The organism is Flavobacterium sp. (genome assembly GCF_027484945.1).
In the GTDB taxonomy this organism is placed as follows: Bacteria; Bacteroidota; Bacteroidia; order Flavobacteriales; family Flavobacteriaceae; genus Flavobacterium.
Genome location: NZ_JAIXRZ010000021.1, coordinates 25,627 through 35,227, shown reverse-complemented (window position 1 = coordinate 35,227; position 9,601 = coordinate 25,627). Strand labels below are relative to the sequence as shown.

Sequence of the window (9,601 nt, the reverse complement as noted above, 5' to 3'; positions counted from 1 at the left end):
ATGCGTCCTTACTTTATCGAACAACGATTAAAACTACGCAATCCGATATATAGTGAAACTGCTGCTTACGGACATATGGGCCGTACACCAGAAGTCGTTACTAAATCGTTTAAAACACCCGATGGACAAACCAAAACGGTAGCAGTAGAATTGTTTACTTGGGAAAAATTAGATCACGTAGAAAACGTAAAAGCGGCTTTTAATTTGTAGTTCTTAATTATTATATTCATAAAAAAACCTGACTCGAGAAAGTCAGGTTTTTTTGTTATAGGTTGTAGCGTAGGGTTAACATAACATAACGCGGTTGAACAAAAAACTGGGAATCGGTGATTCGGAATTGGTCAAACGAGTTGTCGTTTAACGCTTTAGTATTGAGTAAGTTCGTTCCAGATATACGGTATTCCCATTTACTACCTTTTTTCTGATAACCAAAACTGGCGGAAAGGAAATCATATTCATTATCTACACTTTTATCACTGTTGTAATAGTGATAAAACTCATATTCAGATACAAAAGAAAATCCTTCCAAGAAATAATATTCTATACGAGCAAAAGGTTTATCCGTAAAAAATTTGGTAATACTTCGTGGATTCTCAAACTCACTTATCGAATACGTATACCCCAACTCTAGATTCGGAATATTTTTAAAATTGGTAGACAAACGAACCGTATGGTTTTGATTTACACTTCGCGATAATGCACTTTCACCATTAAGGAAATTATAAAATTTAGACCATGACACATTTGTCGATAGTGAAGCTTTATAATATTTTAAAAAGGAGCGGCCATATTGACCAAAACCGGAGAGTGTTTCATCTACAAAATTGATGTTATTAAACGGCGTAGAAATTTGGTTTACCCCAACAAAACTGGTCTGTGATTTAATAGCATCCATACGTCGTGTGTAGGTAATTGCAGCGTTAATATTTTCAAAATTGAACATATTGTATTTGAAATAGCGCAACGAATGAGTCTGCGCAATAGCATTTTCCAACCGCCTGTTTCCGCTGGACAAACTCGCATAGTTGTTTATAATAGAGCCTTCAGCTAAGCGGGTAACATCAGCAAAATCATTGGTGAGTGCAAAATTATAGGTCAACGTTTCCGACTTCTTTATTTGATACAATGCATAAAAATCGGGCAATACGCGCATAAAACTTTGTTTAAAACTTGAGCCCAATTGCACGTTATTCAAATCATAATAATGCAAACTTACCCCTGGATTGAAAGTAAACTTTTTATACAACATTTTATAATGCACCCCTAAAAATACATCATTAAAATCATACGAAACATCGTTATTGTTTTCAGGAGCAGTTAAGTTATTTTGTACTCCATTATCCAAAATTTGAAAAATCGATGAATTAAACCGCTGCTTTGAATAGGTATTTCCTAACGTAAGATTCAAATTGGCTTTGGGTGTAACCATATAGTAATAATCCAATTTGGCATCCACTTTATGGGTTTTAATCAAACGGTTTTGATTGTAATCGTTGCGATTTTGGGTAATATATCCATTCAAAAGAAACGGCTGCAAAGCTAAATTTGCATTATAAAAAGGATCCTCGTTTTGGTATAAATGTTGGGCTTCAAATGCGATGACATGTTTTTCGGAAGGTGCATGATACAGCGCCAAATTTTGATTCACCGAAATCGGTTCTTGATCTTTATTGGTCAAAATGGTTTCATCCAAAACAGTACTTCCCGCAATGATATTTCGGAATAAATTTCCATTCTCCAATTGATCCGATTTTTTTACAAGAATATCATAATCCAGCTGTAACGTCGTACTTGGTTTATAACTGGCACTTCCTTTCATCAATCCGAAACGATTGCTTTGACTGGTTCGATCTACAGTATTGGCAATCGTATTGTTCGCAAAATTGGTTGTTACAGTTTGGGTTTCCAATTCTGTCTTGGAACCCGAATAGATTCCAAATCCACTCAAGGTCCATGACTTAGAGGGATTGTATGAAAAGTTAACGGCACCAAATTGCGTATCAATATTTTTAGCGCGGTTGTTTCGCAATAACGAAAGGCCCAAATCATTAGAACTCACATTAAAACTACTTCCTCCTTTAGACATCATATTACGGAAACCACCTGTGATTTTAAAATAATCTTGAATGGTCAATGGCAGTTCGCCGATATTATTAATGTTGGTAATAACATTAACACTGTATTTCGGATTGTAATAAAACAATTTCGGATTAACGTTGTAGCGATCAAACTTGGATTCTGGTTGAAATCCACCCGCAGAAGTGACATCTCCAAACCAAAAGTTCTTTTTACCTTCTTTAAGTTTAATATTCATCGCAATATTGTCCTGATTATTTTCAACACCTTTCAGAATTGAATTTTCATTGTAATTGCGAAGAACTTGAACTTTATCAATGGCATCGGCAGGGATATTTTTTACGCCTAACTTGGTGTCACCATCAAAAAAATCTTTTCCTTCCACCATTAATTTGGTGACTTTCTTTCCTTCAACTTCGACCTCACCATCGGCATTAACTTCGACTCCGGGGAGTTTTTTAAGGATGTCTTCCAACTTGCGTTCGGTTCCATTTTTAAAGGAATCGGCGTTATACATAATCGTATCCCCTTTGATCGAAACAGGCATTTCTTTAATGATTTCGACTCCATCCAACTGAATCCCTCCGGGTTCCATCGCGATGTTTTGGGTAATATTTTCTATTTTGGTTTGCAGGGTAATCTCTTTGTTTTGCATACCGATATAACTTAACTTAATGGTATACGTTGCATTGGTTTTTAGATTAAGCGAATACCGACCTTTATCATTGGTAATTGCGTAGGAATCTACGGCCTTAGTTTCTTGATTAACAGCCATTACATTGGCCATTTCAAGTGGTGTTTTACCCAACTCTGTAACCGTACCTTCAACACGGACATTTTGAGCAAAAAGAAATGAAGAGCATAAAAATAATGCGAATTGTAGTAAATTTTTCATGGGATAAATGAATCAAATAGCATTAACGAGACATACGGAACTCCATTCGATTTCCGCCAGGACCACTATTCATCTCACGCATTTCATCCATTTTTTTGATTACAATGTCGTCGTATTCTTTTTGTTTCACTTCTTTTCCGGTATCCGGCGCCTTAATTTCGGCTTTCTCTTTAGGATTAAGTACAATTTTTGAGCAAAGGATGATTGTTTTTCCATCGTTTACTTCCAAAATTAGGCCTGGAAGACCCCAATACGCTTCAGGCCCTTGATTTATGGGGATTTCTGGGGTATACCATGCTGTAATCGTGATGTCTTTTGGCAAATCAAAATCTTCCATAAAGTTGGTACGCTTTTCCTTATTTTCTGGATTTGAAGCTAACTCTTTGGCCGGTTGTTCGGCTTTAGTCCCCGGTTTTTCTTCTGAACTTTCTTCTTTTTTCTTTGGACGGAAATTGCGAAAATCGGTTTTACTTGCAGGAATTACACAAGTCGCTTTGAAACAATTGTACCCACCAATTTGTTTGGTTTCACCAGTCATTTGCCATTTGTAATGAGTCAAGGTATCTTTTACCAAAAACTCCTTACCCATAAATTCTTTGTCAACGGTATAGGTTTGGTCTTTTACGTTCTTGTAATACGTTCCACCGCCACCCATAAAAGAGGCCATCATTCGAAAACCACCACCGCTTTGGCCCGGCGCATCCAGTTTTTCTTCTTCTTTATAGGTTGAAGCTTGCCGATCAAAATTCAGAATAAAAGTTTTTTCAAACATTTTCTTCATCCGTTCTTCAATCATTTTTTGAACTTCGGGCGTCATGTTTTTATTCCCCTCAAATCGTGATTTAAAATCGGCTGTGCTCGTTTTCGATTCAAATACAGCCATCCCTTGGAACTCTTTTTGCGCCCAAGTCGAAAAAGACGACGCAAGAAGTACAAGCGCAAGAATATTATTTTTCATATTACATTTGGTTTAGAATAACAAATATGACGAAACATCGACGAATTTGTTACCAATCTTTTGTTAAAATCAAGTATTTGACCCGTTATTTATTCCAAGGTTTAATTTATCTTAGCGTCATGTGGCAAAATATTCGTTTTTTATCCTTTTTATTGATTTCCCAATGGTGTTGTAGCCAAGTGGATAAAATAAATCTCGTTTTGATAGACCATATTTCTATTCAGGCTGATCATTATTGGGGAAATGATGGATTAGGGAATTATTTTTACAGCACAAATTCGGTTTTGTATAAAAAAAATAACGAAACCGTCATTCAATACCAAAATCTACCATTAGGCGATTTAAAAAAGGTAGATTTAACCAATCCGCTTCGACCGGTGTTGTTTTATGAAAATTTTAATACGGTCGTGTTATTGGACAACTACCTCAACGAAATCCAATCGGTTAACTTTTCAAACCTGCCTGTGCCTATTGTAGTAAATAGTGTAGGAATGTCCAACCAAAATCGCCTTTGGGTGTATGACGCTTCATTACAACAAGTAGGATTATACCATTTAACATCAACAGCCTTTTCTCCGATTGGGAATCCCGTTCAAGGAAATTGGAATTATTACCAATGTAGTTTTAATTCGTTGGATTGGATTGACGCCCAATACCACTGGAAAAGGATGACCATCTATGGACAGATTACTGATTTAGGAACGGTTCCAAAAAATATTCTTCAGCTCTTGGACAACCAAAAGGTACTTTATCTAGCAGAGGGCCAACTCTTCCTTAAATCGTTAGTCAACGGAAAAATCCACGCCCTTGAAATTGTTGAGAAATCGATCAAAAAAATATACTGTAACGAACAAATTTTGTCTATTTTTACCGACAAAGGAATTACAAACTATAAAATCACAATACCGTAATGCATATTGCTGTAGCTGGAAATATTGGTGCCGGAAAAACAACGTTAACTCGTTATTTAGCCAAACATTATAAATGGGAACCGCATTTTGAAGATGTCGTAGACAATCCTTATTTGGATGATTTTTACCATCAAATGGAACGTTGGTCGTTCAACCTTCAAATTTACTTCTTAAATAGTCGTTTTCGTCAAATTTTACAAATTCGAGAGAGTGGTAAAAAATTTATTCAAGACCGAACGATTTATGAAGATGCCCACATTTTTGCACCCAATTTGCACGCAATGGGATTAATGACCAATCGTGATTTTGAAAACTACAGTTCCCTTTTTGAATTGATGGAGTCATTGGTTAAAGCGCCCGATTTATTGATTTATTTGCGCAGTACTATCCCCAACTTGGTAAAACAAATCCACATGCGAGGTCGTGATTATGAAAATACGATTTCAATTGATTACCTCAGTCGTTTAAATGAGCGTTATGAAGCTTGGATTCAAAAATACGACAAAGGAAAACTGCTAATCATTGATGTAGACAACATTGATTTTGTGAATAATCCAGAAGATTTAGGTACGATTATCAACCGAATTGATGCTGAAATCAACGGATTGTTTTAGGCTTAACCCTAGTCTAGCTCTTTAATGCATAGCATCAAATAAAGACATTATTTTTACTGTATCGGTTGGTCGGTCAGTTTTGATAATCCTCGGAATTCCGGGTATTATATCAAAAAAATTGTCGTTGAAAAAATGTCCTTCCGCATATAAAAATACATTTTTAGCCAGCGTATTTGAGCTAACTTCCAGGAGAGTTTCACCTATAATTTTCACCTCCACCTTAGGCTTTTCAAGCTGCATTTCTTTTGGCTTTACAAAGTAATGGTAAGCTGTTGTTTTTTTATGATTGCTGTCAAACTCCATCAACAATACCGATTTTTCTTTTACAAATTTGGGTAATTCTGTAAATGAAATCGGCATAAGCATTGTGCTTTTTTCAATATCCAACGTACAATCTTTGGATGCACTCCAAAGTTCTACCCCAGAAAAATCAAACAATCGCACCGTGAGTTTTCCGGCTTTTTCCTCCAATGTATCCGTACTTCCCACGATCGAAAGTCCGGCTTCATTTTGTGTCACAGCCAAGAAAACAGGGGCAAAACTCTCTTTGATTTGGTAATGTGTTGCTTTCCAGTGGCCCAGATAATCCAACGAACTCCAGGAAGTTACTGGCCAACAATCGTTCAATTGCCAATATAGGGTTCCCATGCAATAAGGCTTTGCTAAGCGGTGGGCTTCAATGGCGATCTTGATTCCGCGTGCTTGCAATAGCTGCGAAACATAATGATATTTTTCAAAATCGGTAGGCACCCAAAAATCGCGTTGCATGTATTCATTAATAATGGCATAACCGGTAGGGTGCTTTTGATGGTGTCGAATGGATTTTGATTGCATCGATAAGGGTTCGCCATTTGAAAGGTACTCTAATGTGGGTAAAGATGGTATCCCTTGAAACCCATACTCGCTCATAAATCGACCCACTTTTTCATTATATTTTTCAAAGGGTTCCATTCCCCACCACACGCCCCAATAGTGTGAATCGCCTTGGGTAAGACTTTCTTTACGTCCCCAACCAATCGAGGGTGAAGATGGCCAATACCGATATTCATTTTTAGGCAATAATTGACGGAGTTTGTTGGGAATCAATTGATGAAACAAGCGCTGATAATCGTTCCAAATCTGGGCAGAATCAAGTGCCGAATAGTTGTATTTTTTTTGCCAACCCCAATTATGCCAACCCTCATCACTCTCATTGTTTCCGCACCATAAGGCAATCGATGGATGCTTTTGCAAACGTTTCACTTGGTCTTCAACTTCGTTTTCGATCGAATTTAAAAATGAGGCATCCCCAGGATATAACGCACAGGCAAACATAAAGTCTTGCCATACCATGATCCCTTTTTCATCACATGCTTGATAAAAAGCGTCATCGGCATAGATTCCTCCTCCCCAAACCCGCAGCATATTCTGATTGGAAAGACGCGCATTTTCAACCAAATTAATCCATTGGGCTTTCGTTACCCGCGGCACAAAACTATCGGGCGGAATTACATTGGATCCCTTCATGAATACAGGTTTTCCATTCAGCTTAAAGTAAAAGCTTTTCCCTTTCGCATCGGACTCTTGGACGAGTTCGATAGTACGAATACCGAGCGTTAATTCGCGTTGTTCTATTATTTTTCCATCTTGTTTCAGTTGAATAGGAAACGTATATAAATTAGGTTGCCCCAAACCGTTACACCACCAAAGTTTTGGGTTTTCAATGGTGATTGGCACCTCAACTTGGGTGTTTCCTTTTTTCAAATTGAGTATTTGACTTTGCGCATTAACAACCAATTCAACCGTCGTAAGTTGGCTATTTGTTAGAGCCACATGCACAATAAGTTCGGCCTTTTCTGGAGAAACCGAACGTTGTTCATGAAATACATGATCGATAAGCACCGCATCCCACAGTTGAAGTTTCACTGGCTTCCAAATTCCGCACGTTACGAGTCGCGGTCCCCAGTCCCAACCGAATTGATACGGAGCTTTACGGGCAAAAACACGATTATCATCGGGCAATTGGAAGGGTAACTTTTGCGCCAGAGCGTTTACCTTCGTAACTGCCGATTTAAACTGAATTTTTAACTGATTATGGGCTTTGACAAAAGGTTTGACATCTATTTTCCAGGTTCGGAACATATTGTCAGCTTCCAAAATAGTTTGACCATTTAAGGAAACATTAGCATAGGTATCTAATCCTTCAAAGATAAGTTCGATATGCTTTTTTTTGCGTTCGATATCGGTGAGGGAAAACTGAACTTCATAGGTCCAATCTTCATTTTCTATCCATTGCACCTCATTTTCATTAGATTCTAAAAAGGGATCGGGGATGCGCTGATTGGCAAGCAAATCGGTATGAACCGTTCCTGGAACCGTTGCCTTCATTTTTTCATTTTTACCCGACTGATAAAAAGTCCACGTTAAATTACTCAAGTCTTTTTGCAGTACTTGTGCGGGTAGTCCGATAGTCCAAAGGAAAAAAACAATAAGCCCTTTTCGCATTACAATTGTTGTTTTAAAGCTTTAATTTCTAAACCATTTGCTTTAATTCCGGTATCGGTAATTGCAGACGAATGGACAAAAGTAACTTGAGTTTGTTGAACAATACCAGCAACATTAGTCGATCGCAAGCCTCCACCCGGCATAATTGTGATACGCCCTTTGGCAGCTATTTGCATTGCTTTGAGTTCGTTGACACCTTCCACTACATTGGCCTTTGTTCCGGAGGTTAGAATCGTCGAAAAGCCGCAATCAATAACTTGTTCTAAAGCGGTATTCCAATCGACAACCCGATCAAAAGCGCGATGAAAAGTACACGGAATAGGATGAGCGAGCGCTACCAAGAGCCGATTTCGTTTTAGATCTATAGTTCCGTCCTCATGTAAAATACCGAACACCAATCCGTGCACGTGCAGCTTTTGTAGGTCGGCAATACTTTTTTTCATTGCTTCAAACTCATCATCAGTATACAAAAAGTCGCCTCCACGAGGACGCACCATGACATAGACCGGAACCATAACTTGTTTAAGTACATCGCGGACATCAGTTATATCGGGTGTGGTTCCTCCAACTTCAATTCCGGCGCATAATTCAATTCGATCGGCTCCTGCTTGTGCTGCGATGATTGCCGATTCGGTGTTAAAACAAGCGATTTCGAGTTGTGTCATGATTTTAAAAAATAATTGGCATCAATCAATCGGTTGCCTGATGCATCGTGTACCGCATAATTGAATCCACCTTGTACACAATAAGAACCGTAATTCCCTTGCTTATCAAGCGCAATAAATCCTACTTGAATATCTTTGAGATTTTTTTTACGGTTTTGTGTCAGTTTTACTATGCGCATTACCGCTTCTTCACAAGCTTTTTGGGGTGTTTTACCTTGACGCATGAGTTCGACCACCAAATGACAACCGGCAATTCGAATCACCTCTTCTCCATGACCGGTAGCAGTTGCTGCGCCAACTTCGTTATCAACATAGAGTCCAGCGCCAATAATAGGCGAATCTCCTACCCGTCCATGCATTTTGTAAGCCATCCCACTTGTGGTACATGCTCCCGACAAATTCCCTTGAGCATCCAAAGCAATCATTCCAATAGTATCGTGATTTTCGATATTCACTTTCGGTTGGTATTGGCTGGTTTTTAGCCATTCTTTCCATTCGTTTTCCGAAGCTTCTACCAACAAATTTTCTTTTTTAAATCCTTGAGATAACGCAAAATCTAAAGCACCTTGCCCGACCAACATCACATGCGGTGTTTTTTCCATTACTGCTCGAGCCACTGAAATCGGATGTTTAATATGTTCGAGGCAAGCAACAGAACCGATGTTTGCGTTTTCGTCCATTATACAGGCATCCAAGGTCACTTTCCCATCCCGATCGGGACGTCCACCATAACCCACACTTCGTTCATTGGGATCTCCTTCTGGAATGCGGACACCGGCTTCTACGGCATCGAGGGCGCGCCCTTTTTTAGACAAAATTTCCCAGGCTGCTGCATTGGCTTGTAAACCAAAATTCCAAGTCGACAAAACGATAGGCTTGGTTCCATCAGCATTGGATTGATTGGGTAATACTTCCGCTTTTGATGTCCAAGAACTAAGCGATAAACCTACGGTACCTAGCGCGGCCGATTTAATAAATTTTCTTCGGGTATTTTCCAT

8 protein-coding genes are annotated in these 9,601 nt (G+C 38.5%); 3 read left to right on the top strand and 5 right to left on the bottom strand.

Annotation, left to right across the window (positions count from 1 at the left end):
• Positions 1–210, top strand: a 210-nt coding sequence (locus Q0039_RS03370; protein ID WP_297509055.1) for a methionine adenosyltransferase domain-containing protein, incomplete at its 5' end; no start/stop codon positions are given.
• Between the two features lie 55 nt (positions 211–265).
• Here Q0039_RS03370 and Q0039_RS03365 read toward each other — a convergent pair.
• Both Q0039_RS03365 and Q0039_RS03360 read right to left on the bottom strand, forming a co-directional pair.
• The gene (locus Q0039_RS03365; RefSeq protein ID WP_297509052.1) at positions 266–2,971 is read right to left on the bottom strand and encodes a carboxypeptidase-like regulatory domain-containing protein; all 2,706 of its coding nucleotides are present in this window, start codon (positions 2,969–2,971) and stop codon (positions 266–268) included.
• Positions 2,972–2,993: 22 nt separating this feature from the next.
• Positions 2,994–3,929: a GLPGLI family protein gene (locus tag Q0039_RS03360; RefSeq protein ID WP_297509050.1), complete on the bottom strand. Its 936-nt coding sequence runs from the start codon at positions 3,927–3,929 to the stop codon at positions 2,994–2,996.
• 26 nt (positions 3,930–3,955) lie between these two features.
• On the opposite strand from Q0039_RS03360, the gene Q0039_RS03355 reads away from it, so the two are divergent.
• Complete coding sequence (locus Q0039_RS03355; RefSeq protein WP_297509048.1) at positions 3,956–4,840, top strand: hypothetical protein; 885 nt, start codon at positions 3,956–3,958, stop codon at positions 4,838–4,840.
• Positions 4,840–5,454, top strand: coding sequence for a deoxynucleoside kinase (locus Q0039_RS03350; protein ID WP_297509045.1), 615 nt, complete (start codon positions 4,840–4,842; stop codon positions 5,452–5,454). Before Q0039_RS03355 ends, Q0039_RS03350 begins: the two co-directional genes overlap by 1 nt.
• Before the next feature lie 21 nt (positions 5,455–5,475).
• Here the strand turns inward: Q0039_RS03350 and Q0039_RS03345 are convergent, their stop codons facing one another.
• From Q0039_RS03345 to Q0039_RS03335, 3 genes are read right to left on the bottom strand one after another with little or no spacing between them, the layout of a single operon-like run.
• Positions 5,476–7,938: a glycoside hydrolase family 2 protein gene (locus Q0039_RS03345; protein WP_297509042.1), complete on the bottom strand. Its 2,463-nt coding sequence runs from the start codon at positions 7,936–7,938 to the stop codon at positions 5,476–5,478.
• Positions 7,938–8,603 carry a copper homeostasis protein CutC gene (locus Q0039_RS03340; RefSeq protein WP_297509039.1) on the bottom strand — a complete coding sequence of 222 codons (666 nt, stop codon included), beginning with the start codon at positions 8,601–8,603 and terminating at the stop codon, positions 7,938–7,940. The genes Q0039_RS03345 and Q0039_RS03340 overlap by 1 nt, the downstream gene beginning before the upstream one ends.
• On the bottom strand, positions 8,600–9,601 hold the full coding sequence (locus Q0039_RS03335) for a N(4)-(beta-N-acetylglucosaminyl)-L-asparaginase (protein WP_297509036.1): 1,002 nt from the start codon (positions 9,599–9,601) through the stop codon (positions 8,600–8,602). Before Q0039_RS03335 ends, Q0039_RS03340 begins: the two co-directional genes overlap by 4 nt.